We start from the raw sequence: 23,481 nt of genomic DNA on the forward strand, positions 1-23,481 counted from the left end.
GCCTCGGCGGGTTCGACATAGCGTGGGCTTTTGGCGAAGAAGATAAACCCGACATGGCTGGCGCCGCCGGCCAGCGCCGCGGCCATTGCCGCGTCGGTCTTCAAGCCGCAGATCTTGATGTCGAGTGCCATGGCGCGGGAATTGGCATGAAAAGCGATAAGAGTCGAGAAAAAGCATGCCGTTTGCCGGCGCGGCCAAAGGCGCTACCTATGGATGAATAGGACACATGGCGGGAGCACGATCATGACCGACAGGACAATTGCCGAACTCAGGCAGAAGATCGCGCAGGCGCGCGAGGTCATCGCGCACCTGATCGACAAGGCCGCCTTCAACGGCGCCGAGGCGCACCGCGCACTCGACTATTTCGGCGGCGATGAATTCGACGGCAATTTCCTGCCGTGGCCGCATCATGGCGATGAGGGGCTACGGCCTGAGGACTTGAACGCCGCCAACGACGACTGAGCGATCTACTCGAACATGATCGCCTGCAGCGCACCGCCATTGCGCTTCAGCCAGTCCTTGCAGCGATCGGTGTCGGGGCAGAGCTTTTCGCACAATTTCCAGAATTTCGGACCGTGGTTCATCTCCTTGAGATGCGCCACTTCATGCGCGACGAGGTAGTTGATGACCGGCGACGGCGCCATCATGATGCGCCAGGAAAAGGACAGATTGCCTTCGGAGGTGCATGACCCCCAGCGGCTTGACGTGTCCTTGAAGCGGATCGCCTTGGCGCGCTTGCCGAGCGCCTCGGTGTGTTTGGCCACCAGCTTCTCGATTTCCTTCTTGGCCTCGCGCTTGAGGAAATCGGCGAGGCGGCGCGGCAGATGTATGCGGTCGCCATGCACGATCAAGAGCGGACCACGTTCGTCGCGCGACACGGTGACGGTGCCGCGCTTTGACGGTTCATGGACGATGCGGTGCGGCACGCCGCGCAGCGGGATCCTGATGCCGGGCCGCACCTGCGGCCGCGTCGGCACCTTGGCCAGTCGCTGCTCCAGCCAGTCCTGGTGCCGCTCGAGGAACCTGTCCACTTCGCCGCGGCGCAGGCCTGGCGGCACGGTTATGCGTAGACCCTGGCCGCCTGAATCGATGCGCAGCGTCATTCGGCGCGCCCTGGCGCTCTCGACGATCTTAAGCGGCAGCGTGCGGCCGGCGACGCAATATTCGCGCTCCACGACAGGCGTGGGCTTGGGCTTTGTCAGATTGCGAAAGAAGCCGAGAGTCATGGCGGGACGATACGCGATTCGAGAAAAACGACTAGAACAAAAAAGAAACGGCGCCGCTCGCGCGACGCCGTTTTTTCACGATGTGGCCAGTCGCTTGGCCTCAGTCGTCAAGCAGGTTCGAGCCCTTGCCACCCTTGGTGGTCGTCGTTCCGGTGCTTGGATCGGTCTTCGTCGGAGCCGTCGACTTGTTGCGGTTGGCCATGAACCGGTCGAACTCGTCCTGGTCCTTGGCGCGGCGCAATTCGCGGGCATACTCGTCGAACTGGGTCAGCATCTCGTCGAGCTTGCGGCGCTCTTCGTTCAGCCGCTCAAGTTCCTTTTCGCGCCAGTCGTCGAAAGCGACGTTGCCGGTGCGGGCGGAGCCATTGCCCCAGCGCGCGGCCTTGTCGGAACCGCGGCGGCAGCCGGCGAAGATGCCGTCGGTCGCGCGGTTGACGTCACGCTTGAAGCCATCGAGGCGGTCGCCCCAGATGATGTAGGCGAGCATGGCGAAGCCGAGTGGCCAGAACACCATGAAACCTACAACCATCAACGCGATGGTTGCCGGCGTCCAGGCCGGACGGATCAATGCGGATGCGTTCATTTTCTCCCATTCCTTCGGTTGGAGACAGCCAAATCCGGGCTGCGTGGAATCGAAATGGGAAGAGAAAAACGGCGATTCAAGACAATGTCCGCCAAATCCGGACAAGCATCTGAAATGATTATCGCTTTTTGATCATATCGAGGAAAAGCACGACCAGCCCGGCAATCAGGCCCCAGAATGCGGCGCCAACGCCGAACAGCGTCAGACCCGACGCGGTGACGACAAAGGTGACGGTGGCGGCCATGCGATCCGCCTCTTCCTTCAGCGCGATAGACAGCGCGTTGGCGAGCGACGCCATCAGCGCCAGGCCTGCCACCAGCACGATCAGGCTCTGCGGCAGCACCGCGAAGATCGCCACCAGCGAAGCGCCGAAAATCGCAAAGATAAGATAGGCGAGTGCATAGAACGGCCCGGTCTTCCAGCGCTCGGCGGGATCGGGGTGGACGTCCGGTCCGGTGCAGATCGCCGCCGAGATCGCCGCCAGATTGGTCGTCGAGCCGCCGAACGGCGCCGACAGCAGCGAAAACAGGCCCGTGACGCCGATCAGCGGGCCGGGCTCCGGGTGATAGCCGGCGGCGCGCAGCACGGCGAGGCCGGACAGGTTTTGCGACGCCATGGTGACGAGGTAGAGCGGCAGTGCCAGGCCGATCACCGCCTTGGTGGTGAAGTCAGGCGCAATCAGCGTCAGCGTCGACAGTTCCGGTGTCGGCAGGCCACCGACACGGCCGGTGAGGAAAGCGGCGAGGCCACCGCCGATCAGAACCGCCAGCACCGACAGCGCCGGGTTGAACAGCCTGATAACGAAGAAGGCAGCGATCAGCGGCAGGATCAGCCACGGGTCGATCGGAATGGTCTTCACCGCATTGAGCGCGAAGGTGACGACGATACCGGCCAACATGCCCGAGGCGACCGAGGGCGGTATCCTCGAGATCAGCTTGGTCAGGGGCCGAAACAGCCCGGTGGCGATCAGAAGGACGCCGGTGACGATGAAGGCGGCGACGGCCTCGCTCATCGAAAAGCCGCTCGATGCCGCGATCAGAGCCAAGCCCGGCGTCGACCATGCGGTGATGACAGGCATCTTCGTGCGCCATGACAGCCACAGGCTCTCGATCGCCATGGCCAGGCAGATCGTCGTTACCCAGCTTGCCGTCTCGATCTGCGTCGCGCCGACTGCGTTGGCGGCGGCGATGACGATGGCCAGCGTGCCGCCGAAGCCGACGATCGCCGCGACGAAGGCGGATATCGGGATGGAAAGGCGCATCAGTTTCCCCTCTGCGCCATCGCATCGACGGCCCTAACCAGCATGTCGAGATCCTGCGGTCGCGACAGGCGATGGTCGCCGTCAGGGATCAGCGACAGTGTCACGTCGTCGGCGGGCAGCAGGCTGACCAGCTTCAGCGCATGGCTTGCCGGCACATCTGCATCGGCCAGGCCCTGCAGGATGTGCACCGGGCAATGGGTGTCGATCGGGCCTGTCATTGTCAGGTTGTCGCGCCCGTCCTCGATCAGCGCGCGGGTGTAGATGTAGGGTTCCGTGGAATAGTCCGACGGCTCTTCGAAGAAACCTTTTTTGGCGAGATCGCGCTTCTGCGCCTTGGTCAGCACCGGTTCGACCAGTTCGGCGGTGAAATCCGGGGCAGGCGCCAGCAGCACCATGCCGGCGACGTTGCTATCGCCTGCCTTGCGCAGTTCCTGCACCATGCGCAGCGCGATCCAGGCCCCCATCGAGGAGCCGACCAGGACCTGCCTGCCCCGGGTGAAATGCCGGAACACGGCAAGGCTTTGCGTAAGCCATGTCGAAATCGTGCCGTCGGCGAAGGCGCCGCCGGATTCGCCATGGCCGGAATAATCGTGGCGCAGGAAGGCGCGGCCTTCTTTTGCCGCCCAGTCCGACAGCGTCTGAGCCTTCGTGCCCAGCATGTCCGACTTGTAGCCGCCGAGCCAGACGATGCCCGGCGTAGAGCCAGCAGTATGGCGCACCGCGATGCGCGATCCATCTACATCCAGAAAGATTGGGGGCGTGGCAGTCATGGCTTTTCCTCAACGCCGGTCTTGTGACACGGACGGTGGCGTGGCGAAAAGTGCTCACGATGTTGTTTGTTTGGTGCAGAGCAGCGATCAGGGTGATTTTCTGTCAATGCTGTGCTATTGACTCCGCCCGCGCGCTCACCACATTGGCGCGTCCATGCATCAACACTGACAGACCCTGAACGAAACGGCCAAGGAGACCACGACCATTCGCAGACCTTTCAAAGCAGCGGCGCCGACCAAGGATGGCCCGCGCTCCAACCGTGACATCCGGGTTCCCCGGGTCCAGCTTATCGACGCCGAAGGCCAGAACCGCGGCGATGTTTCCATCAACGACGCATTGCTGCTCGCCGAAGAGGCTGGGCTCGATCTCGTCGAGATATCGCCCAATGCGGTGCCCCCCGTCGTCAAGATACTCGATCTCGGCAAACTGAAATACGCCAACCAGAAGAAGGCGGCCGAGGCGCGCAAGAACCAGAAGGTCATCGAGATCAAGGAGATCAAGATGCGCCCGAACATCGACAGCCATGACTACGAGACCAAGATGAAGGCGGTTCGCCGCTTCTTCGAGGAAGGCGACAAGGTCAAGCTGACGCTGCGCTTCCGTGGCCGCGAGATGGCGCATATGGAACTCGGCATGCAGCTTCTGAACAAGGTCCGCGAGGAAGTGGCGACGATCGCCAAGGTCGAGGCGGAACCGAAGCTCGAAGGCCGCCAGATGATGATGGTGCTGTCGCCGCGCTAGAGCGATCCCCGTCAAAAGCAAAGGCCGCTTCGGCGGCCTTTTGTTTGTTTTGTCTTCGCCATGATTTCTCCGCAAGTTGCATCGACAAGGATTCTGGTTGCCGGTCCTCGCGGCGAAAGGATTCTCCTATGACCGCTGCGGCACGTTCTACAAGTGAAATGGGTCGCTATCAGCGGCGCCGGCGCGTCCTGCTGGCGCTGCTAATCGGTGCTTTTTGCGCTTTGCTGATCTTCGGCGGCTCCCCGCACGATGAACTAACCCACGAACGCATAGAGGCGCACGGGATCGCCCTGATACTGATCGGGATCGGCGGCCGGCTCTGGTCGATCCTCTATATCGGCGGCCGCAAGTCGGCCGAAGTGGTTACAACCGGCCCATATTCGGTGATGCGCAACCCGCTGTATTTTTTCTCCACCGTAGCGGCCGTCGGCATCGGCACCCAGACCGGCAGCGCGATCGTCGCGGTAGCGTCGGCGGTTTTGTGCGCGGCCGCGTTCCACATCGTCACGCTGCGCGAGGAACGGCATTTGACGACCGTGCTCGGGGCGCCGTACAAGGACTACGTCGCACGGGTGCCGCGTTTTTTTCCCAATCCCCGGCTTTATCGCGATCAGGCCGAGGTCACCTTCACACCGCGCATCTTCAATCACACGCTGCGCGACAGCTTGATGTTTCTGGTTTCCATACCGTTTTTCGAACTCATCGAGTCCGGACAGGAAAGCGGTGTAATTCCCGTCCTCTTCTGGCTGTATTGAGCGGCGGCAGGCAGTCAAAAAAGGCGACGTGCATTAAATCCGCCTGAATTATCCTGCAAGTCATCCCAACGATCGGCGGGGCCCTGTTTTCTTGGCCAGAAGCTGCGATCGCCGGCAAATTTTTCGACGATCGGATTCCGCCATGGTCAATGAAATCAAGTCTGCGCCCGTCGAGGCACACGGGCTGGGCGGCTATCAGCATATGCGCCGCATGGTGCTTGCGGTGCTGGTGGTGGTGCTGTTTCTGGCACTGCTGTTCGGCCAATCAAGTTTTCCGCCTGAAACCTGGGTGCATGAGTCGATCGAAATGTTCGGCGTGCTGCTGATTTTCCTCGGCATCGTCGGGCGCCTTTGGGCGACGCTCTACATAGGCGGGCGCAAATCTTCCGAGGTGGTGACCGGCGGGCCCTACTCGATAACCCGCAACCCGCTCTATGTGTTCTCGACCGTAGCCGCGGCCGGCGTCGGTGCGCAGATCGGCTCGTTCTCCGGCATCATTCTCTTTGCGCTGCTGTGCGCGAGTGCCTTCCACATCGTCATCCTGCGCGAAGAGAAGTTCCTCAAGGAAGCGCTCGGCGCGCCGTACCAGGCCTATCTGGAGAAGGTGCCGCGCTTCTTCCCGAAGCTGTCGCTCTACCAGGAGGGCGATACGGGCAGCTTCAAGCCCCGCCTGCTGCTGACCACGCTGCTCGACGGCCTGGTGTTTCTCATCGCCCTGCCGGCCTTCGAATTGATAGACGGAGCCCAGCTGTCAGGCATGTTGCCGGTCTGGTTCACGCTGCCCTGACCAAGGACACAGCGCCGCATCTCCACAGGTGTTGCGCGCGGGCCGTCTTTAACGTATAGGACCGCCGTTCAAGAAAACCGCCCGGCAGGGCATGCCGTGGCGGTTTCATTTGCTTTTCGGGCTTTGGTCGGCCCGAAGCGAACAAGAAGCGCGATAGTGCGCCAACAATACGGAGTAGCAAAATGCCCAAGATGAAGACCAAATCGGCCGCCAAGAAGCGGTTCAAGATCACAGGTACGGGTAAAGTCCTGTCGGCTGCTGCCGGCAAGCGTCACGGCATGATCAAGCGTTCCAACAAGTTCATTCGAAATGCCCGCGGCACGATGGTTCTGGCTGAACCGGATGGCAAGAAGGTCATCAAGAATTTTCTGCCGAACGGCCTCTGAGGCGTGATGCCAAAAAGTTGCAGACTTTTTGGATAACATCCCGCTCAAATAAGGCATTCGGTCTGGACACGCATTTGTTTTACGCAATTCCGAACGGAAAACCGCAAGGGCACTTTTCCTGGAATTGCTTTTAAGGAGATCATGACATGGCACGCGTAAAAAGAGGCGTCACCTCGCACGCCAAGCACAAGAAGGTCCTGAAAGCCGCGAAAGGCTTCTACGGCCGCCGCAAGAACACCATCCGCATCGCCAAGCAGGCGGTGGAAAAGTCGCTGCAGTACGCTTACCGCGACCGCAAGAACCGCAAGCGCTCGTTCCGCGCGCTGTGGATCCAGCGCATCAACGCCGCGACGCACGAGCATGGCCTGACCTATGGCCGTTTCATCGACGGCCTCAACAAGTCGGGCATCGAGATCGATCGCAAGATCCTGTCGGACATGGCCATCCATGAGCCGCAGGCTTTCGCAGCCCTGGTCGCCAAGGCCAAGGTGGCGCTCGAATATCTGAAGAACACCACGCCGAACGCTTTTGAAAGCGCTGTCGCCTAAGACCAGCGCTTCCCAAGCATTCGCAATTCTGATTTGGGGAACCCGCGCTGGCACGGCTGGCGCGGGTTTTTCTTTTGCCTGAACTTCAACTTAAAAGTGACTTTCACTTTGAGCTGATTTCCAACGTAGCGAGTTTTGACCGTGAACGACGCAACCACTGGCCTGGATACGCTTGAAAACTCACTTCTGGCCGAAATCGCCTCGGCCGCCGATGAGCCGGCCATCGAGGCCGTGCGCATCGCTGCTTTCGGCAAGAAGGGCGCCGTGTCCGAGATGCTGAAGACCCTTGGCGCCATGACCGCCGAGGAGCGTCAGGTCAAAGGCCCCGCAATCAACGGACTCAAGAACCGCGTCACAGATGCGCTGACGGCGCGCAAGGCCGAGTTGAAAGATGTGGCGATCACCGCGCGCCTCGCCGCCGAAAAGGTCGATGTGACGCTGCCGGTGCGGCAGTCGCCGGCTGAGCGCGGCCGTATACACCCGATCAGCCAGGTCATCGACGAGATTGCGGCGATCTTCGGCGACCTCGGATTTTCCATCGCCGAAGGCCCCGATATCGAGACCGATTACTACAATTTCACCGCGCTGAATTTCCCAGAAGGCCATCCGGCGCGCGAGATGCACGACACCTTCTTCTTCCAGCCGGACGAGAAGGGCGAGCGCAAGCTTCTGCGCACCCACACTTCGCCGGTGCAGATCCGCCCCATGGAGACGAAGAAGCCGCCGATCCGCATCGTCATTCCGGGCAAGACCTACCGGCAGGATTCGGATGCCACCCACTCGCCGATGTTCCATCAGGTCGAGGGGCTGGTGATCGACAAGACGGCCAACGTCGCCAACATGAAGTGGGTGCTGGAGGAGTTCTGCAAGGCCTTCTTCGAGGTGCCGCAGGTCAAGATGCGCTTCCGGCCGTCCTTCTTCCCGTTCACCGAACCGAGCCTCGAGGTTGATATCCAGTGTGACCGCTCCAGGCCCGGCGAAGTGCGCTTCGGCGAAGGCTCCGACTGGATGGAGATCCTCGGCTGCGGCATGGTGCACCCCAACGTGCTGCGCCATGGCGGGCTCGATCCGGACGAATATCAGGGCTTTGCCTGGGGGATGGGCATAGACCGTATCGCCATGCTGAAATACGGCATGCCGGACCTGCGCGCCTTCTTCGATGCCGACGTGCGCTGGCTGGCGCATTACGGCTTCAGGCCGCTCGACATGCCGACGCTGTTTGGGGGCCTAAGCGCATGACAGCGCCGTACACCGGCGGCTGCCGTTGCGGCGCCGTGCGGTTCGAGGCCTTGGCCGAACCGCACCACGTCAGCTATTGCCATTGCGGCGATTGCCGGCGGGCCAGCGGCGCGCCGGTGTCGGCCTTTGTCGGCTTCCTGGTCGATCAGGTCGCGTTCACCGGCAAGGCGCTGAAGATGTACGAGAACGGCCCGGCGACGCGCTCCTTCTGCGGCACCTGCGGCTCGCCCATCGCCTATGTCGACGAGCGACTGGAGGACGACATCTACTTCATGCTCGGCGCCATGGACACGCCGGCCGATTTCGAGCCGACGCAGCATGCCTATGTCAGCGAGCAGCTTGCCTTCCTGCATATCTCCGACGACCTGCCGAGACATCTGAAAACAAGCGTCAAAAGACCAGACGGAACAGTCCCATGAAATTCACCCTCTCCTGGCTCAAGGATCATCTCGAGACCGACGCCCCGCTTGACGAGATCGTCGAGCGGCTGACCTCGATCGGCCTCGAAGTCGAGCATGTCGACGACAAGTCGAGCCTGAAACCCTTCGTCATTGCCAAGGTGCTGACGGCGGTCCAGCACCCCGATGCCGACCGGCTGCGCGTGCTGACTGTCGATACGGGCAACGGCAAACCACCTGTGCAGGTCGTCTGCGGCGCGCCAAACGCCCGCGCCGGCCTGATCGGCGCCTTTGCCGCGCCCGGCACCTATGTGCCCGGCATCGACGTGACGCTGGCGGTCGGCAAGATCAGGGGGGTCGAAAGCCATGGCATGATGTGTTCCGAGCGCGAGCTGGAACTGTCCGACGAGCACAACGGCATCATCGACCTGCCTGAGGATGCGCCTGTCGGCACCAGCTTCGCTGCCTATGCGCACATCGACGATCCGGTCATCGAGATCAATTTGACGCCGAACCGGCCGGATGCGACCAGCGTCTACGGCATCGCCAGGGATCTGGCGGCGAGCGGGCTTGGCCGCCTCGTCGGCGGCGCCATCATGCCGCATGTCGGCAACGGCATGTGTCCGGTCAAGGTAACGATCGAAGCGCCGGAGCTTTGCCCCGGCTTCGCACTCAACCTAGTCAAGGGCGTCAAGAATGGGCCGTCGCCAAAATGGCTGCAGCAGCGGCTGATCGCCATTGGGCTGAGACCGATCAGTGCGCTGGTCGACATCACCAATTACGTCACCTTCGACCGTGGCCGCCCGCTGCATGTGTTCGACGCCAGCAAGGTTGCCGGCAATCTCGTCGTGCGCCGCGCGCGCGATGGCGAAAAGGTGCAGGCGCTCGACGGCCGCGAATACACGCTGACGCCGGAAATGTGCGTCATCGCAGATGACAACGGCGTCGAGTCGATCGCCGGCATCATGGGCGGCGAGCATTCGGGCTGCGACGAGAACACATCAGATGTGCTGATCGAATCCGCCCTTTGGGACCCGATCACCACGGCGCGCACCGGCCGCACGCTCGGCATCATCACCGACGCGCGTTACCGTTTCGAGCGCGGGGTGGACCCCGAATTCATGGTTCCCGGCGTCGAGCTGGCAACGAAACTGGTGCTCGATTTCTGCGGCGGCACGCCGACCGAAATGGAAGTCGTCGGTTATGCCGGCCACAAGTCGAAGATCGTTTCCTTCCCGCTTTCGGAAGTGAAGAGGCTGACCGGCATCGAGGTTCCCAAGGCGGAAAGCCTCGACATCCTGTCGCGCCTTGGCTTCAAGCCGGAGGGATCGGGCGATGTCGTCGATGTCGCCGTGCCGTCCTGGCGCCCCGACGTCGACGGCAAGGCAGACCTGGTCGAGGAAGTCATGCGCATCCATGGCGTCGACAACATCGCACCGCAACCGCTCGGTGCGCATGACGCGGTCAATGCAAGGATCCTCACCACGCTGCAGGTCCGTACCCGCACCGCCAAGCGCGCGCTTGCCGTGCGCGGCATGATGGAAGCCGTCACCTGGTCGTTCATTCCGGCCAGGCACGCCGAGCTGTTCGGCGGCGGCCAGACCGCTCTGAAGCTCGCCAACCCGATCGCCGCCGACATGTCCGACATGCGGCCCTCGCTGCTGCCGGGCCTGATCGCTGCTGCCCAGCGCAATGCCGACAAGGGTATCGGCGACGTGGCGCTGTTCGAAGTGTCGGGCACTTATGAGGGCGACGGCGCCGACCAGCAGCGGCGCGTGGCCGCCGGCGTGCGCCGCGGCACCGCCAAGCTCGACGGCTCAGGCCGCAACTGGGCCGGCAATTCAGGCCCGGTCGGCGTGTTCGACGCCAAGGCCGACGCGATCGCCGCACTGGAAGCCTGCGGTGCGCCTGCCGACCGGCTGCAGATCGAGGCCGGCGGCCCGGCCTGGTATCATCCCGGCCGTTCCGGCACGATCAAGCTCGGTCCGAAAACCGTGCTCGGCACCTTCGGCGAATTCCACCCGAAGACGCTGGAAGGCCTTGATGTTTCCGGGCCACTGTGCGGCTTCGAAGTCTTCGTCGATGCCGTGCCCGAACCGAAGGCCAAGCCGACGAAAACCAAGCCGAAACTGGAACTGTCCCCCTTCCAGGCGGTGAAGCGCGACTTTGCTTTCGTCGTCGACAAAACGGTCGAGGCCGGCACGCTGGTGCGCGCGGCGCTCGCCGCCGACAAGAAGCTCATCACCGCCGTCTCGGTCTTCGACATCTTCGAAGGCGCTTCGCTGGGCGAGGGCAAGAAATCGATCGCCATCGAAGTGTCGATCCAGCCGGTTGAAAAGACACTGACCGACGAGGATTTCGAGGCACTGGCCAAGCGTATCGTCGAGAATGTCGGTAAGCAGGCCGGTGGCGTTCTGAGGACGTAGCGCCCAAGGCGACTGAACTGTTAGCGATGGGGCTGCTCATCCGTCCACGGGACGGATGAGCAGCCGTTGCCGCAATGGTCAGAACCCGCCGCCGACCCTCAGGCCAAAGGCATGGCTGTAGCTGTCTTGAAAGCCGATTGTGCCGCGATAATCGAGCCCGATGGATAACCCTTGGTGCAGCAGCAGATCGGCGCCCAGGCCGATCATCACCTGGTCACTCGCCAAAGGCTGCGTCTGGAAGCCATAGACATGGCCATCCGGACTATCCGCGTAGCGGATATCGACGCCGCTCGAGCCGGAGAATTCGTGAGTGTATTCAAACCGGAAGCGTGGTGTGAAGACGCCGAGGGCCACCGGCATGTCATAGCCGCCGGCAAGGCCAAGCGTGCCGCCGAGGCTGTCGACGCTCTGCTTGCCGAAGCTCAGCGAATAGATGCCTGCTCCGGTTTCGGTAAACGCGTCGAGGCTCGAAGAGGATGCCGTCAACCTGGCGAACGGAGTGAGTCGCAGCCCGCCGACGCTATGATCGAAACCGGCAGTCAGCGAGCCGAAAATCTGGTCGCCGTCACGCTGACCGTCGGCAAAGCCGCCAACACTTGTCACGAAGCGCTTCGAATCGAAGCTGAACGAACCGTAGCCGGCCAGGGCATCGAGAAACAGGTTTTCGGCCGGGCGATAGCTCGCATAGAGCGTCGCGCTGTAGGCCTCGCCGGAACTCTCGGTGCCATTGCCGCCAATGTCGCTGTCGTCGCTGGAGTAGCCGACGGCCAGACCGGCGACGAAACGGTCGTTGAAACGGTAGTCGATGCCGGTGGTCATGTTGATCGAAACGGAGTCCCGCTCCGCGCTATCGTCAGGCGAACTATGGCCGAGATCGATGTGGCCGCCGGCCCACAAGCCGAAGCCCAGCTTTGCCGCGTCGCCCCCACAATCGGATCCGTCTGGAAAGTCGACGCTGGCGGCATTGCCATCGGCGCCTTGGCCAGACAGTTCGAGCCCATTCGCAAAGGCCTTGCGGCACGCCTCGCTTCGCAAAGCGCCCATGCGATGGTTGATATTGTCTGTCTGCCCGGCGGCGAATTGCTGCACCGCTTGCGCCTGGGCATTGAGCAGCCCGGCGACCTCCGGATCGTCGGAGGGGTCCGGCCGCGTGGTGACGGTGATGGTCACCGTGGCCGGATCGGAAACGCCGCCGGGTCCGGTCAGTGTGTACGTTACGATGACGGTGCCTGAAAACACCGGCGAGGACGCGAAGGTCAGTAGGTAGTTGGGCGCGCCGGACAGCGTCGCCGTGCCGCCCTCGGCGGGGGCGCTGGACATGATCGCCGCGGCGCTGAATGGTTCGCCGGTAGCACCCGGTGTCAACGGCAGCGAAGCTGACATGCCGGCAACGATCGTCATGGTCAGTGACGGCGCCGTCGGTCGGGGCGCCGCAGCGATGTCCAGCGTATACTCGCGCCTTGCCCTGTTCTCGGAGGTGTCGAACACATCGACGGCAAAGGCAAATGATCCGCTCTCGGTCGGCGTGCCGCCGAGTGTGCCATCGGTTGCGAGCGAAACGCCTTCGGGCAGATTTCCGATGATCCGCTGAAACGTGTAAGGCGCGCCCACACCGCCGGTTGCGGTCAGCATCTGGCTATAGGGCTGCCCAACCTGGCCATTGGGCAAAGCTGCCGGTGAAATTACGATGGGCGGGCCAGTGGTGATCGCAAGCGTGTAGTCGCGTTCGCCGCTGTTGCCGACATGGTCTGTCGCCCGGACCCTGAAACTGTAGGTGCCGGGGGCAGCTATCACTGGCCCTGAGAGGACGCCGGCACTGCTGAAGGCGACGGGCATGGAGCCCGAAACGATCGAGAACGTGTAGGGACCGCCAGCGCCACCCGAAGCCGTCAGCGCCTGGTTATACGGCTGGCCAATCTGCCCGCCGGGCAACGCAGCAGGCGAAATCAAGACCGGGTTGTCCGCGATCACAATCGTGTAGTCGCGTGTGCCGGTGTTGCCGACCTGATCTGTCGCCAGGACTCTGAAATTATAGGTGCCGGGGGCGGCTATCACTGCCCCGGAGAGGACGCCGCCGCTGCTGAAGGAGACCGGCGTGACCCCCGAAGTGAGCGCGAACGTGTATGGCCCGCCAGCTCCGCCTGAAGCCATCAGCGTCCGATCATAGTGCTCACCAACTCTCCCATCCGGCAGCGTGGCCGGGGAAATCACGATCGGCTCCGCCGCAGCACTTGCATTGAGCGAGGCTGCGATCAGAACGCAGAAGGTCGCGGCAATCCAGAACCACTTCGCAGTCAATTTTGCCCTGTCGATCGGTCCTCTCGACGATGCTGCTGGCCAAACCGACGATATCTGCATGCCCAGGCTACCCCAGCCGGTGTGGAAAATTCCAATAGCAATCGTCCATGCCGGCAGATGGGCAGACGCGCATAGTCGTCAGATGACGAGGGTGGGGCTGTTTTAGGGCCAGGCCGAGCATCATGGTCCGGTCACGTTGCAATCTGGCCACATCTTTGGTGGCGCTATGGGCGAAGCATTGCGGATACTTGCCGAATCGCTCTCCAAAGGGCGATGGATCCTCTCTGCTATTCGGGCCTTCCTCTTGAAGAGCAGCGCGCGGCGTTTCTCGCCATCGTGCTTGCCGACCCGCTGTTACGCGACGCGCTGGCGCGGGCTCGCACGCTCGACCTGCCGGACTGGCTGGTGGTTTCCGGCGCGCTCTACAACAGTGTTTGGAACCATCTGACCGGCAAGCCTTCGGGGTATGGCATCAGGGATGTCGACCTGTTCTACTTCGATGACAGCGACCTCTCCTACGAGGCCGAGGACGCCGTTATTCGCCGGGCGGAGAAGCATTTCGAAGGACTGCCGCTGCCGGTCGAGGTGCGCAATCAGGCGCGGGTGCATCTTTGGTATCCGCAGAAGTTCGGCCGGCCTTGCCCGCGCTTTTCGAGCGCCAGCGAATCCGTCAGCCATTTTGCCTCGAAGACGCACGCCGTCGGGGTTCGATACGATGCTGACGGGCAGCTGGTGTTGGTGGCGCCGTTCGGGCTGGATGATGTTTTTTCGTTCCGCATCACACCGAACCGGGTGATGGACAACCAGAAGACGCATGAGGCGAAGGGCAGACGCGCCCAGGAGTATTGGCCGGAGATCACTGTCGTGCCTTGGTAGGAAATGTCGGCAGGGCAGAGGGGGGCGCTTCACGCCAGCGTCTCCCACCTTTTGCACCGCGCTGCGTACGAAAAAGGGGCGCCCGGCGCCCCTTTCGCTTACTCGCAGATTTTACCCATTCACCAGCGCCAGCAACTCCTCAGTATAGCGCTTGCCCATAACCTTGTTGGGCGACAGCGCGTCACCAATAGCCTGCACCTCGGCCGCGCTCAGCGCGATCCCGGCCGCTGCCGCATTCTGCTCGAGATGGCGAATCTTCCGCGCACCGGGGATCGGCACGATGAAATCGCCCTGATGCAGCACCCAGGCCAGCGCCAGCTGCGCCGAGGTCAGGGCCTTTTCAGCAGCCAGCTTTTCCAAGGTGGCGATGACAGCGGCGTTGGCTTCCATCGCCTCGGCCTGGAAGCGCGGCAAGGTCCGGCGCCAGTCGTCGTCGCTCAAGGCCTCGGGCTTGGCGATCGTGCCGGTCAGCAGCCCACGGCCGAGCGGGCTATAGGGAACGAAGCCGATGCCGAGTTCGCGGCAGATGGCGAACACCTCGTCTTCCGGGTCGCGGCTCCACAGCGAATATTCGCTCTGCACGGCCGATATCGGATGCACGGCATGGGGCCGGCGAATGGTCGCGGCACTCGCCTCGGACAGGCCAAGCGCGCGCACCTTGCCCTCGCGCACCAGTTCGGCCATGGCGCCGACCGTATCCTCGATCGGCACGTTGGGGTCGACACGGTGCTGGTAGTAGAGGTCGATCACATCGGTGCCCAGCCGCTTCAGCGAGGCCTCGGCGACCGCTTTGGCGTGCTCGGGGCGGCTGTCGACGCCAGCCATGCGGTCGAGGCCTGTACCTTCCTCCAGAATCCGGAAGCCGAATTTTGTCGCGATCGTCACCTTGTCGCGCACCGACTTCAGCGCCTTGCCGAGCAGGATCTCGTTCTCGAAGGGGCCATAGACCTCCGCCGTGTCGAAGAAGTTGACGCCGATATCGACGGCGCGATGCAGCGTGGCGATCGCATCGGCTTCCGCTTGGCCGCCATAGGCGAAGCTCATGCCCATGCAGCCGAGGCCGACGGGGTAGACGTTCAATTCAGTTCCTAGCTTGCGGGTTTGCATAACGCGTCTCCTTGTTGCGATGTGGGAGAAGTAGCGCCTTGCCTTGTGTTCGATAATCGGCTTTCATCCGCACGGGCTGTACTAAAAGATAGATCAATGAAGCGCGCGCATCTTTCCCAATTGGCCGTGCTGGCAACTGTCGCTCAATGCGGCAGCTTTCGGGGCGCCGCCAGGGAATTGGCCATCGCGCCTTCGGCTGTCAGCCACGCGGTATCCAGCCTGGAGGCGCGGCTTGGCGTTCGGCTACTGGCGCGCAGCACACGCAGCGTCGCGCCGACCGAAGAAGGTGCGCAGTTGCTGGAGCGGCTGCGGCCGGCGCTGTCGGAGATCGACCTGGCGCTGGAGACGGCAATCGAGACGCGCGACCGGCCGGCCGGCAATCTGCGCCTGACCGTGCCGCGCACGGCAGCGCATTTGGCGCTGACGCCACGGCTGGGCGCCTTTGCGTCGGCCTATCCCGACATCGTGCTGGAGATCGTCATCGAGGACCGCTTCACCGACGTGGTGGAAGGCGGCTTCGATGCTGGCGTCCGGCTTGGCGAGAGCCTGCAGCGCGACATGATCGCGGTGCGCATCGGGCCGGACCTTCGCGGCGCGGTGGTCGGCGCCCCGGTCTATTTCGAGGTCAACCCCAAGCCGCGCCACCCGCGCGACCTGGCCGGCCACCGCTGCATCCGCTTCCGCTTCTCCAGCGGCATCCTCTACCGCTGGGAGTTCGATAAAGGCCGCGAGACGATCGAGATGGCGGTGGAGGGACCGCTGATCCTCGACGAGGACCATCTGATCGCCCAGGCGGCGGTCGACGGCGCCGGGCTCGCCTTCGTCTTTGAGGACTATGTCCGCGCCCCGCTCGCCGACGGCAGGCTGATCCGCGTGCTGGAGGACTGGTGCCCGCCCTTCGACGGCTTCTTTGTCTATTATCCGAGCCGCCGTCAGATGCGGCCAGCGCTCAGGGCGTTTGTCGATTTCTTCAAGGTGAGTGGATAGAGCGGGCTCGCCCCTCCCCCTGGTGGAAGAAAACCGGCATCGCGGTCGTTCACCAACGATGCAAACATCGATCACCAACAGCACCACCCGCTATGGCTGGGGCGCGATCATTCTTCACTGGCTGATTGCGCTGATCTTCATCGGCCAGTTCGGACTCGGCTTCGTCATGGTGCGGGTGACCAGCCAGCGCACCGCCTTCGAACTGATCCAGCTGCACAAATCCTTCGGCTTCCTGCTGCTCGGCCTGATCATCCTGCGCATCGTCTGGCGCTGCGGCAATACAACGCCGGCGCTGCCGCGCTCGGTCGGGACTTTGGCACGTCGGGCGGCACCTTTGGCCCATTTTGCGCTCTACGCGTTTCAGCTTGCCTTGCCCTTGTCCGGCTGGGCGCTGGTGTCGGTCTCGATGCTGGAGATACCCAGCCTGCCGTTCAACCTGTTCGTCATGCCGAACCTGCCGCTGGCCGAATCGGATGGTGCCGAAAGCTTCTGGGCGGCGGCGCATTGGTATCTTGCCTATGCCGGCATGGCGCTTGTGGCTCTCCACGTCGCGGCGGCACTGCGGCATCATTTCCAGCTCAGGGATGGCGTGCTCATGCGCATGATCACGCCTTCGTCAGATCCGGAATAGAGCGAGCGGTTCATTCGTTCATGGAGTGAGGGCGCAGGAATGCGCTGCCTCCAACAAGGAACATCCCCATGTACACGCGCATTCTCGGATTTGCGGCGGTCGCCGCTTGCCTCGCCATGCCTGTTTCAGCGGCCGTCGCGCTTGGCGACGCCGCCGGCAGCTATTCGATCAGCCCGGCCAACTCCAGCATCCGCTTCTCCATCGGCAAGGTCGGCGGCGGCGGCCTGAATGGCGCCTTCGCCCGCTTCAAGGGCTCGATCCGCATCGACAACAGCGATGTCGGGCACTCGCAGGTCAATTTCACCATCTTTCCCGAAAGCGTTGGCACCGGCCAGGGCCGTATCGATGCCTTCCTGCGCTCCGACGCGGTGTTCGATGCCGCCAACAACCCGGAGATCCAGTTCCGCTCTACCAGCGTGACCCGAACCAGCGACACCACGGCCCTCGTCAGCGGCCGGCTGACGGCGCGCGGCAAGACGTTTCCGGAAAAGTTCACGGCCGAGCTTGGCGGTCTCAAGGCCGGGACGATCAAATTCCATGTCACCGGCAAGGTGCTGAGGTCGCGCTACGGCATGGATGTCGGCACGCCAATCTATTCCAACATCGTCGACTTCGACATGACGCTGACCGGCAAAAGGGGCTGACCCTCGTCATTGGCTTTTCCGGCGATTTCGGGCAAACCTCGTTGCCTGTAATTGTGATGGAGAAGCCTGATGTTCCGATGGGGTGTGTTATCGACGGCCAAGATCGGCCGCGAGCATTTGTTGCCGGCGATGGTCGAGGCGGAGAACGGCGTGCTGTCGGCGATCGCCAGCCGTGACCTGTCGAAGGCCAAGGCGCTGGCCGAGCGCTTCGGCGCGCGCCATGCCTTCGGCTCCTATGAGGAACTGCTTGCCTCCGACGAGGTCGATGGCGTCTACATCCCGTTGCCGACCTCGCAGCATGTCGAATGGGCGGCCAAGGCCATCGAAGCCGGCAAGCACGTGCTGGTCGAAAAGCCGCTGGCGCTCGACGCCAAGGACATCCTGCCGCTGATCAAGCTGCGCGACCAGAAAAAGGTGCTGGTCTGCGAGGCCTTCATGGTCATCTACCACCCGCAATGGATCAAGGTACGCGACCTCATCGCCAGCGGCGCCATCGGCCGGCTGCGCCATGTGCAGGGTGCCTTCTCCTACTACAATGTCGACCCCAGCAACATGCGCAACCAGCTCGACCTCGGCGGCGGCGCGCTGCCCGATATCGGCGTCTACCCGACCGTGTCGACGCGCTTTTCGACCGGCAAGGAGCCGCTGCGCGTGCAGGCGACGATCGAGCGCGACAAGACATTCGGCACCGACATCTACTCCTCGATCCGCGCCGATTTCGGCGACTTCGAGCTGTCCTTCTATCTGTCGACGCAGATGGCGGCGCGCCAGGTGATGGTGTTCCACGGCGAGAAGGGTTTCATCGAGTTGTTCTCGCCCTTCAATGCCGGGCTCTACGACCACCACCGCGTCGAACTGCACAACCAGAACCACACCGAGGCGCAGGTGTTCCGCTTTCCCGGCACGCAGCAATACCGGCTGGAGGTCGAGACCTTCGCGCGTGCGGCACAGGGCGGCAAGGAGCGCGTCTTCACGCTGGAGGAATCCGTGCTCAACCAGAAAGTCATCGATGCCATCTTCCGCGCCGGCGGCAAAGAAGGCTGGGAGACCGTCTGACCCCTTGCAATTGAAGTAGCCGGCTAATTCTGGGAGGAAAGATGGCTGACGATGCGGACGTGATCATTGTCGGCGCCGGCCTTGCAGGGCTGGTTGCCGCCGCCGAGCTTGCCGAAGCCGGCAAGAAAATCATCATCGTCGACCAGGAGCCCGAGCAGTCGCTGGGCGGCCAGGCATTCTGGTCGTTCGGCGGCCTTTTTCTCGTGGATTCGCCCGAGCAGCGGCGCATGCGCATCCGCGATTCGCATGACCTGGCGTTGGAAGACTGGTTGGGCACCGCGGCTTTCGATCGGCCGGAGGATTTCTGGCCGCGCAAATGGGCGGAAGCCTATGTCGGCTTCGCCGCCGGCGAGAAACGCTCCTGGCTGATGCAGCGCGGCCTGAAATTCTTTCCTGTGGTCGGCTGGGCCGAGCGGGGCGGCGGCAATGCCATCGGCCATGGCAATTCGGTGCCGCGCTTTCACATTACCTGGGGCACCGGCCCCGGTGTGCTCGAACCGTTTGTGCAGCGCGTGCGCGAGGCGCAAAAGCGCGGATTGATCAGTTTCAAATTCCGCCACCGCGTCAATGAACTGACGCGGACGGGTGCTGTTGTGACCGGTGTGCGTGGCGACATCCTGCAGCCCAGCGCTGTCGAGCGCGGCCACAAGAGCGCACGCGAAATATCAGGCGATTTCGAGCTTCACGCGCAAGCGGTGATCGTCGCCTCCGGCGGCATCGGCGCCAACCATCAACTGGTGCGGGAGAATTGGCCCAAACGGCTGGGCGCCGCACCGAAGCGCATGATCACCGGCGTGCCCGATCACGTCGACGGCCGCATGCTGGCAATCGCGGAACAGGCCGGCGGCTCGATCATCAACCGCGACCGCATGTGGCACTATGTCGAGGGCATCAAGAATTGGGCGCCGGTCTGGACCGATCATGCGATCCGCATCCTGCCCGGCCCGTCATCGCTGTGGCTCGATGCGCGCGGCAAGCGCCTGCCGGTGCCGCTCTATCCCGGTTTCGACACGCTGGGCACGCTCTCCCACATCATGAGCACCGGCTTCGATTATTCCTGGTTCATCCTGACCAAAAAGATCATCCAGAAGGAGTTCGCGCTGTCGGGCTCCGAGCAGAACCCCGATTTGACCGGCAAGAGTTGGCGCCAGGTGCTCGGCCGCGCCACATCGGGCATTCCGGGTCCGGTCAAGGCGTTCATGGAGAAGGGCGAGGATTTCATCGTCGAAGCCGACTTGCCGACGCTGGTCGCGCGCATGAACGCGCTTGCCGGCGGCGAGCCGCTTCTTGAGGTAGCCCAGGTCGAGCGCGAAATGCGCGCCCGCGACCGGCAGCTCGACAACCCGTTCTCCAAGGACATGCAAATCACCGCTCTGCGCGGGGCGCGCGCCTATCTCGGCGACCGGCTGATCCGCACGGCCAAGCCGCACAAGATGCTCGATCCGGCAAACGGCCCGCTGATAGCGGTGCGCCTCAACATCCTGACCCGCAAGACGCTGGGCGGCCTGCAGACCGATCTCGACAGCCGCGTGCTAGGTGCCGATGGCCAGCCGGTTGCGGGACTCTACGCCGTCGGCGAAGCCGCCGGTTTTGGCGGCGGCGGCGTGCATGGCTACGCGGCGCTTGAGGGCACCTTCCTCGGCGGCTGCATCTTTTCCGGCCGCAGCGCCGGCCGTGCGGTGGCCGCTTCGGTGGGATGAGCGGCGCCTGTCGGCCCTCAGAGTCTAGCCGCGATCACCAGCGCCAGTCGCCCTGTCCAAGCGCGGTCACCGCCTCGGTGATCCGCGTAAAGCTGGCGCGGGCGCGGCCGACCATGTGCCGGCCTCGGAGATAACCATGCACCAGCCCCGTTTCCTCGAACCAGGTTGCGCGTCCGCCCGCCGCCACGACCAGGTCGCGATAGGCCTCACCATCCGACGACAACGGGTCGCACTCAGCGGTGATCAGCACAGTCGGCGGCAGGTTGGAGAAGTCGGTGTCGGCGAGCGGCGACAGCGTGATGTCCCCGGTCCTATCAACGCCGCCGGTGCGGATATGCTTGTAGAATTCGAGATCGCGCACGGTCAGCATCGGCGCTTCGGCGTGCTTGACATAGGAGCCTTTCGCGCGGTCTCCGCCGAGGCCGGGATAGATCAGCACCTGGCCAACCGGCCTTTTCGAACGGTCACGCGTGGCGTGACTGACGGCGGCGCAGAGATTGCCGCCGGCGCTGTCGCCGCACAGCACGATAGGATGATCGCGATTGGCGGCGGCCCATTCGAAGGCGCTCATCGCATCGTCGAAGGCCGCCGGATGCAGATGCTCCGGCGCCAGCCGATAATCGACCGAGACCACCTCATAGCCGGTGCGGGCACAGAGCTCGGCGCAGACATCGTCGTGGCTGTCCAGCCCACCGATGATGAAGCCGCCGCCATGGACATAGAGCACCGTCACCGCAGCTTTGTGTGTGCTTCGGTAGGTGCGGATCGGGATGTCGTGCGTGGGCGTCGCAATGGCTGAGGTTTCGACCGCCACGCCTTCGGGATAGCCGGCGAAGAATTCGCGGCACATGCGGTCATAGATCCCGCGCTGCTGCGCGATCGTGTAGTCGATCGTGTCGGGCGGATAGTAGGAATTGGTCCGCTCTATGAACGCCCAGGTCTCGGCGTCGATGAGGGTTTTGTAATCGGTCATGGGTGCTGGAAAGGCGCCCAAGGCTGAGCCAGGGCGCCCCCCTCTGTCCTGCCGGACATCTCCCCCTCAAGGGGGGAGATCGGATGTTGCGAAGACTTTCGCCAACCTTCTGCGTCGCAAGAAGAGTGCAGAGATCGAAGCTGCCAATCTCCCCCCTTGAGGGGGAGATGGCCGGCAGGCCAGAGGGGGGTAAGCGCCATCGTTCCGGCGGTATCCACTACTTCCCCTTCCACACCGGCTCACGCTTCTCCGCAAAAGCGCGAAAACCCTCCATGCCGTCTTCGGAGCCGTAGAGGGCATCGACCGTCGGCAACTTGCGCCGCGTCACCTTATTCATTGCGTCCTGGAAGGTCAGCGCCTCGGCCACACGCGCGGTCTCCTTGATCGCTGCAAAGACCAGCGGCGGGCCGCCTGCGAGCAGCCGGGCGATCTCCCAGACGCGGCCCTCGAGCTTCTCCTTAGGCAGCACTTCATTGACCAGGCCCCAGCGATGCGCTTCAGCGACATCCATCCAGCGGCCGGTGAGCAGAAGGTCCATGGCGACATGGTAGGGGATGCGCTTCGGCAGTTTGATCGTTGCCGCGTCGGCCAGCGTGCCGGCGCGGATCTCGGGCAGCGCGAAGGAGGAATGATCGGAGGCGTAGATGAGGTCGCAGGACAGCGCCAGCTCGAAGCCGCCGCCGACCGCCATGCCGTTGACGCAAGCGATCACCGGCTTGTTGAGGTCGCGCAATTCTTGCAGCCCGGCAAAGCCGCCGACGCCATAGTCGCCATCGACGGCATCGCCGCCGGCAGCGGCTTTGAGGTCCCAGCCGGCACAGAAGAACTTGTCGCCGGCGGTCTTGACGATGGCGACGCGCAATTCCGGATCGTCGCGGAACGCCTTGAAGGTCTCGCCCATCAGCCGCGAGGTCTTCAGGTCGATGGCGTTGGCCTTGGGCCGGTCGAGGGTGACTTCGAGGATCGGGCCCTCGCGGCGGGTAGAAATGACGTCAGACATTCTTGTTCTCTCCCAGCACCAGCAGCGCGTCGGCGATCCAGGCGCCCTTGCCCTCTGCACAGACGATCAGCGGGTTGATGTCGAGTTCCTCGATCTCGCCGGCATTCTCCTGCACGAAGCCGGCAATGCCCGAGATGGCATCGATGGCGGCCGCGACATCGGCTTTCGGCCGGCCGCGATAGCCTTCGAGCAGCGGGAACAGTTTCAGGCCGCGCAATGCCGCCTCGATGTCGTCGCGGGTTGCCGGCAGCATCAGCGTGACGCTGTCGCGCAACAGTTCGACCAGCACGCCGCCGGTGCCCAAGGTCATCACCGCGCCGAACATCGGGTCGCGGGTGAAGCCGACGATCAGTTCCGCGACACCGTCGCGCACCATGCGCTCGACATAGAGCCCGGTGCCGAGCGGCAACAGGTCATGCGCCGCGGTGCTGACGGATTCGGCATCCCTGAGGTTGAGCCTGACGGCGCCAACTTCGGATTTGTGGCTGACGCCGAGCGCCTTCAGCGCCACCGGGAAGCCAAGCGCCATGGAAGAGATCACCGCCTCGACCGCATTGGCGGCGCGTTCGCCCTTCGGCACAGGCAGGCCGGCCTTGATCAGCCGCGATTTTGCTTCGGCCTCGTCGGGCGTGACATGGTCGCCACGAGGCGCACCGGCAGCAGAAGTGTCGATCGGCTGCGCCTGCGGTTCGGCCCAAGCCCAGCCGATGAAGGCCGCCGCCCCGGCGGCATCCATGGCTTCCGAAATGCCGAACAACGGCACCATGCCGCGCGCCATCAGTTCGGCGGTGTACTCCTCCGGCAGGTTTTCCGGCAGCGACGAGACGATCGCGCCATGCGCCTTGTTGGTCTTCAGCGCCGATTCGAAGGCGCGCAGCGTCGCCCACCAATCGGTGACCGAACAACGATCAGGTCGCGGAAAATCCAGCACCAGCATGTTGAGGTCGAAGCCGCCCGACACCATTGCGGTGAAGGTGGCGGTCATCGCCGGCTCGTTGTTCCAGATGAAGGTGTGATAGTCCAAGGGATTGGCGACCGCGACCAGCGGCCCGAGCGTCGATTTGACATGGGCGCGGTGGCTGTCGGTC

The 23,481-nt window shown here is 63.3% G+C and carries 24 protein-coding genes and 1 pseudogene; 15 read left to right on the plus strand and 10 right to left on the minus strand.

The genetic code is table 11. The annotated features are described in order from the left end of the window. Positions 1-131 (minus strand): annotated as a pseudogene (locus tag EOC06_RS41425) (N-(5'-phosphoribosyl)anthranilate isomerase); the annotation flags it as partial. Between the two features lie 112 nt (positions 132-243). On the opposite strand from EOC06_RS41425, the gene EOC06_RS00490 reads away from it, so the two are divergent. After that, positions 244-462 carry a hypothetical protein gene (locus EOC06_RS00490; protein WP_127289588.1) on the plus strand — a complete coding sequence of 73 codons (219 nt, stop codon included), beginning with the start codon at positions 244-246 and terminating at the stop codon, positions 460-462. A gap of 5 nt (positions 463-467) precedes the next feature. Here the strand turns inward: EOC06_RS00490 and EOC06_RS00495 are convergent, their stop codons facing one another. The 4 genes from EOC06_RS00495 to EOC06_RS00510 form a co-directional block, all read right to left on the minus strand. Next, positions 468-1,226 (minus strand): M48 family metallopeptidase, encoded by a 759-nt coding sequence (locus tag EOC06_RS00495; protein WP_127270177.1) that lies wholly within the window; start codon positions 1,224-1,226, stop codon positions 468-470. Positions 1,227-1,326: 100 nt separating this feature from the next. Then, positions 1,327-1,809, minus strand: coding sequence for a DUF2852 domain-containing protein (locus EOC06_RS00500; RefSeq protein ID WP_128306810.1), 483 nt, complete (start codon positions 1,807-1,809; stop codon positions 1,327-1,329). A gap of 118 nt (positions 1,810-1,927) precedes the next feature. Then, the gene (locus EOC06_RS00505) at positions 1,928-3,070 is read right to left on the minus strand and encodes a benzoate/H(+) symporter BenE family transporter (RefSeq protein WP_128306811.1); all 1,143 of its coding nucleotides are present in this window, start codon (positions 3,068-3,070) and stop codon (positions 1,928-1,930) included. Next, a complete protein-coding gene (locus tag EOC06_RS00510) occupies positions 3,070-3,840 on the minus strand; it encodes a carboxylesterase (RefSeq protein ID WP_128306812.1) in 771 nt (256 codons plus the stop codon). The genes EOC06_RS00505 and EOC06_RS00510 overlap by 1 nt, the downstream gene beginning before the upstream one ends. A gap of 205 nt (positions 3,841-4,045) precedes the next feature. Here EOC06_RS00510 and infC point away from each other — a divergent pair, with 205 nt between their 5' ends. From infC to pheT, 8 genes are all read left to right on the plus strand, one after another. Further along, on the plus strand, positions 4,046-4,582 hold the full coding sequence (infC, locus tag EOC06_RS00515; protein ID WP_013528312.1) for a translation initiation factor IF-3: 537 nt from the start codon (positions 4,046-4,048) through the stop codon (positions 4,580-4,582). 128 nt (positions 4,583-4,710) lie between these two features. Then, positions 4,711-5,337 (plus strand): isoprenylcysteine carboxylmethyltransferase family protein, encoded by a 627-nt coding sequence (locus tag EOC06_RS00520; protein ID WP_128306813.1) that lies wholly within the window; start codon positions 4,711-4,713, stop codon positions 5,335-5,337. Positions 5,338-5,479: 142 nt separating this feature from the next. Further along, the gene (locus tag EOC06_RS00525) at positions 5,480-6,124 is read left to right on the plus strand and encodes an isoprenylcysteine carboxylmethyltransferase family protein (RefSeq protein ID WP_128306814.1); all 645 of its coding nucleotides are present in this window, start codon (positions 5,480-5,482) and stop codon (positions 6,122-6,124) included. A 182-nt stretch (positions 6,125-6,306) separates the two neighbouring features. Beyond that, complete coding sequence (rpmI, locus tag EOC06_RS00530; RefSeq protein WP_006201248.1) at positions 6,307-6,510, plus strand: 50S ribosomal protein L35; 204 nt, start codon at positions 6,307-6,309, stop codon at positions 6,508-6,510. 146 nt (positions 6,511-6,656) lie between these two features. Continuing rightward, the gene (rplT, locus tag EOC06_RS00535; protein WP_013528310.1) at positions 6,657-7,058 is read left to right on the plus strand and encodes a 50S ribosomal protein L20; all 402 of its coding nucleotides are present in this window, start codon (positions 6,657-6,659) and stop codon (positions 7,056-7,058) included. Between the two features lie 141 nt (positions 7,059-7,199). Next, positions 7,200-8,297, plus strand: a complete 1,098-nt coding sequence (gene pheS / locus EOC06_RS00540) for a phenylalanine--tRNA ligase subunit alpha (RefSeq protein WP_128306815.1) — start codon at positions 7,200-7,202, stop codon at positions 8,295-8,297. After that, positions 8,294-8,716 (plus strand): GFA family protein, encoded by a 423-nt coding sequence (locus EOC06_RS00545; protein WP_128306816.1) that lies wholly within the window; start codon positions 8,294-8,296, stop codon positions 8,714-8,716. Before pheS ends, EOC06_RS00545 begins: the two co-directional genes overlap by 4 nt. Further along, a complete protein-coding gene (gene pheT / locus EOC06_RS00550; protein WP_128306817.1) occupies positions 8,713-11,121 on the plus strand; it encodes a phenylalanine--tRNA ligase subunit beta in 2,409 nt (802 codons plus the stop codon). The genes EOC06_RS00545 and pheT overlap by 4 nt, the downstream gene beginning before the upstream one ends. A gap of 78 nt (positions 11,122-11,199) precedes the next feature. Here pheT and EOC06_RS00555 read toward each other — a convergent pair whose 3' ends face one another. Then, entirely contained in the window at positions 11,200-13,419 is a 2,220-nt protein-coding gene (locus tag EOC06_RS00555; protein ID WP_164898417.1) for an autotransporter domain-containing protein, read from the minus strand. A gap of 273 nt (positions 13,420-13,692) precedes the next feature. Between EOC06_RS00555 and EOC06_RS00560 the strand changes: the two genes are divergently transcribed. After that, complete coding sequence (locus EOC06_RS00560) at positions 13,693-14,295, plus strand: nucleotidyltransferase family protein (protein ID WP_128306819.1); 603 nt, start codon at positions 13,693-13,695, stop codon at positions 14,293-14,295. A 111-nt stretch (positions 14,296-14,406) separates the two neighbouring features. Here the strand turns inward: EOC06_RS00560 and EOC06_RS00565 are convergent, their stop codons facing one another. Beyond that, the gene (locus EOC06_RS00565; RefSeq protein WP_128306820.1) at positions 14,407-15,402 is read right to left on the minus strand and encodes an aldo/keto reductase; all 996 of its coding nucleotides are present in this window, start codon (positions 15,400-15,402) and stop codon (positions 14,407-14,409) included. A 96-nt stretch (positions 15,403-15,498) separates the two neighbouring features. Between EOC06_RS00565 and EOC06_RS00570 the strand changes: the two genes are divergently transcribed. The 5 genes from EOC06_RS00570 (at position 15,499) to EOC06_RS00590 (ending at position 20,420) form a co-directional block, all read left to right on the plus strand. Beyond that, positions 15,499-16,389, plus strand: coding sequence for a LysR family transcriptional regulator (locus tag EOC06_RS00570; RefSeq protein WP_128306821.1), 891 nt, complete (start codon positions 15,499-15,501; stop codon positions 16,387-16,389). A 58-nt stretch (positions 16,390-16,447) separates the two neighbouring features. Then, entirely contained in the window at positions 16,448-17,020 is a 573-nt protein-coding gene (locus EOC06_RS00575) for a cytochrome b (protein ID WP_128306822.1), read from the plus strand. Between the two features lie 68 nt (positions 17,021-17,088). Further along, on the plus strand, positions 17,089-17,664 hold the full coding sequence (locus EOC06_RS00580) for a YceI family protein (RefSeq protein ID WP_128306823.1): 576 nt from the start codon (positions 17,089-17,091) through the stop codon (positions 17,662-17,664). Between the two features lie 69 nt (positions 17,665-17,733). Then, complete coding sequence (locus EOC06_RS00585) at positions 17,734-18,720, plus strand: Gfo/Idh/MocA family protein (protein ID WP_127321839.1); 987 nt, start codon at positions 17,734-17,736, stop codon at positions 18,718-18,720. Between the two features lie 41 nt (positions 18,721-18,761). Then, the gene (locus EOC06_RS00590) at positions 18,762-20,420 is read left to right on the plus strand and encodes an FAD-binding dehydrogenase (RefSeq protein WP_128306824.1); all 1,659 of its coding nucleotides are present in this window, start codon (positions 18,762-18,764) and stop codon (positions 20,418-20,420) included. A gap of 34 nt (positions 20,421-20,454) precedes the next feature. On the opposite strand, the gene EOC06_RS00595 is transcribed toward EOC06_RS00590, so the two are convergent. From EOC06_RS00595 to EOC06_RS41430, 3 genes are all read right to left on the minus strand, one after another. Beyond that, positions 20,455-21,393: an alpha/beta hydrolase gene (locus EOC06_RS00595; RefSeq protein ID WP_128306825.1), complete on the minus strand. Its 939-nt coding sequence runs from the start codon at positions 21,391-21,393 to the stop codon at positions 20,455-20,457. A 217-nt stretch (positions 21,394-21,610) separates the two neighbouring features. Further along, the gene (locus EOC06_RS00605) at positions 21,611-22,393 is read right to left on the minus strand and encodes a carnitinyl-CoA dehydratase (RefSeq protein WP_128306826.1); all 783 of its coding nucleotides are present in this window, start codon (positions 22,391-22,393) and stop codon (positions 21,611-21,613) included. Beyond that, positions 22,386-23,481: acetate--CoA ligase family protein (locus tag EOC06_RS41430; protein WP_245469260.1), on the minus strand; the 1,096-nt coding region annotated here is incomplete at its 5' end. The genes EOC06_RS41430 and EOC06_RS00605, both read right to left, overlap by 8 nt.

Source organism: Mesorhizobium sp. M7A.F.Ca.MR.362.00.0.0 (assembly GCF_004023175.1).
In the GTDB taxonomy this organism is placed as follows: Bacteria; Pseudomonadota; Alphaproteobacteria; order Rhizobiales; family Rhizobiaceae; genus Mesorhizobium.

Bases quoted from the DNA above. Each gene is read 5' to 3' on its own strand.
- EOC06_RS00490 (WP_127289588.1), top strand. From the start codon at position 244: ATGACCGACAGGACAATTGCCGAACTCAGGCAGAAGATCGCGCAGGCG.
- EOC06_RS00495 (WP_127270177.1), bottom strand. From the start codon at position 1,226: ATGACTCTCGGCTTCTTTCGCAATCTGACAAAGCCCAAGCCCACGCCT.
- EOC06_RS00500 (WP_128306810.1), bottom strand. From the start codon at position 1,809: ATGAACGCATCCGCATTGATCCGTCCGGCCTGGACGCCGGCAACCATC.
- EOC06_RS00505 (WP_128306811.1), bottom strand. From the start codon at position 3,070: ATGCGCCTTTCCATCCCGATATCCGCCTTCGTCGCGGCGATCGTCGGC.
- EOC06_RS00510 (WP_128306812.1), bottom strand. From the start codon at position 3,840: ATGACTGCCACGCCCCCAATCTTTCTGGATGTAGATGGATCGCGCATC.
- EOC06_RS00520 (WP_128306813.1), top strand. From the start codon at position 4,711: ATGACCGCTGCGGCACGTTCTACAAGTGAAATGGGTCGCTATCAGCGG.
- EOC06_RS00525 (WP_128306814.1), top strand. From the start codon at position 5,480: ATGGTCAATGAAATCAAGTCTGCGCCCGTCGAGGCACACGGGCTGGGC.
- rpmI (WP_006201248.1), top strand. From the start codon at position 6,307: ATGCCCAAGATGAAGACCAAATCGGCCGCCAAGAAGCGGTTCAAGATC.
- rplT (WP_013528310.1), top strand. From the start codon at position 6,657: ATGGCACGCGTAAAAAGAGGCGTCACCTCGCACGCCAAGCACAAGAAG.
- EOC06_RS00545 (WP_128306816.1), top strand. From the start codon at position 8,294: ATGACAGCGCCGTACACCGGCGGCTGCCGTTGCGGCGCCGTGCGGTTC.
- pheT (WP_128306817.1), top strand. From the start codon at position 8,713: ATGAAATTCACCCTCTCCTGGCTCAAGGATCATCTCGAGACCGACGCC.
- EOC06_RS00560 (WP_128306819.1), top strand. From the start codon at position 13,693: ATGGATCCTCTCTGCTATTCGGGCCTTCCTCTTGAAGAGCAGCGCGCG.
- EOC06_RS00565 (WP_128306820.1), bottom strand. From the start codon at position 15,402: ATGCAAACCCGCAAGCTAGGAACTGAATTGAACGTCTACCCCGTCGGC.
- EOC06_RS00570 (WP_128306821.1), top strand. From the start codon at position 15,499: ATGAAGCGCGCGCATCTTTCCCAATTGGCCGTGCTGGCAACTGTCGCT.
- EOC06_RS00575 (WP_128306822.1), top strand. From the start codon at position 16,448: ATGCAAACATCGATCACCAACAGCACCACCCGCTATGGCTGGGGCGCG.
- EOC06_RS00580 (WP_128306823.1), top strand. From the start codon at position 17,089: ATGTACACGCGCATTCTCGGATTTGCGGCGGTCGCCGCTTGCCTCGCC.
- EOC06_RS00585 (WP_127321839.1), top strand. From the start codon at position 17,734: ATGTTCCGATGGGGTGTGTTATCGACGGCCAAGATCGGCCGCGAGCAT.
- EOC06_RS00590 (WP_128306824.1), top strand. From the start codon at position 18,762: ATGGCTGACGATGCGGACGTGATCATTGTCGGCGCCGGCCTTGCAGGG.
- EOC06_RS00595 (WP_128306825.1), bottom strand. From the start codon at position 21,393: ATGACCGATTACAAAACCCTCATCGACGCCGAGACCTGGGCGTTCATA.
- EOC06_RS00605 (WP_128306826.1), bottom strand. From the start codon at position 22,393: ATGTCTGACGTCATTTCTACCCGCCGCGAGGGCCCGATCCTCGAAGTC.